The organism is Pseudomonas sp. ES3-33 (assembly GCF_000952175.1).
GTDB classification, from domain to species: domain Bacteria; phylum Pseudomonadota; class Gammaproteobacteria; order Pseudomonadales; family Pseudomonadaceae; genus Aquipseudomonas; species Aquipseudomonas gregormendelii.
The window spans coordinates 1-1,243 of the sequence record NZ_JZRI01000025.1 but is presented as its reverse complement, the minus strand read 5'-3'; the positions used below and the strand labels follow the sequence as shown (position 1 = coordinate 1,243).

Here is a 1,243-nt window from a genome sequence, read left to right as displayed (position 1 = left end):
TTACCGGCAGCGTCCTCACTGGCACCTCGAGCGTCGACGGCGATGTGACTGTGGTCAACTTCACTATCGGCACTAGCACTTACACCGCTGGTAGCACCGCGACCATCGCCAATGTCGGCACCTTGGTAATCGGGGCAAACGGGGCGTACACCTTCACCCCAGCTGCCAACTACAACGGCAGCGTGCCAGTGGTCAGCTACACCGTCACTGACGGCTCCGGTAGCAATGTCACCTCGACCCTGAACATCAGCGTCACCCCGGTCGATGACAGCTTCACCGACCTCGGCGAAACCGTGACCACCACCGAAGATGCCCCAGTCTCCGGCAGCGTGCTGACCGGAACTTCCAGCGTCGACGGCCCGGTCAGCGTGCTTAACTTCACCATCGGCGAAACCACCTACACCGCTGGTAGCACCGCGACCATCGCCAATGTCGGCACCCTGGTCATTGCGGCCAATGGCGCCTACACCTTTACCCCAGCTGCCAACTACAACGGCAGCGTGCCTGAGGTCAGCTACACCGTCACCGACGGCTCTGGCTCTGACGTCACTTCGACCCTGAATATCAGTGTCACCCCGGTCGACGACAGCTTCACCGATGCCAGCGAAACCGTGTCCACCCTTGAAGACACTGCCGTGACCGGCAGCGTGCTGACTGGCACCTCGAGCGTCGACGGCGACGTGACCGTGGTCAACTTCACCATCGGTGCGAACACCTACACCGCCGGCAGCACCGCGACTATCGCTAATGTCGGTACCCTGGTCATTGCGGCCAATGGCACCTACACCTTCACCCCAGCCGCCAACTACAACGGCACAGTGCCTGAGGTCAGCTACACCGTTACCGACGGCTCTGGCTCTGACGTCACCTCGACTCTGAATATCAGCGTCACTCCGGTTGATGACAGCTTCACCGATGCCAGCGAAACCGTGTCCACCCTGGAAGACACTGCCGTGACCGGCAGCGTCCTCACTGGCACCTCGAGCGTCGACGGCGACGTGACCGTGGTCAACTTCACCATCGGTGCGAACACCTACACTGCCGGCAGTACGGCGACTATCGCCAATGTCGGCACCCTGGTCATTGCGGCCAATGGCGCCTACACCTTTACTCCGACTGCCAACTACAACGGCAGCGTGCCAGTGGTCAGCTACACCGTCACCGACGGTTCCGGTAGCAATGTCACTTCGACTCTGAACATCAGCGTCACCCCGGTTGATGAAAGCTTCACCGATGCCAGCGA

Annotated in this window: 1 protein-coding gene; it reads left to right on the top strand. The window is 61.0% G+C overall.

Features of this window, described 5'->3' with window-relative positions:
• Nucleotides 1–1,243, top strand: a 1,243-nt coding sequence (locus UB23_RS02895) for a beta strand repeat-containing protein (protein ID WP_045057834.1), incomplete at both ends; no start/stop codon positions are given.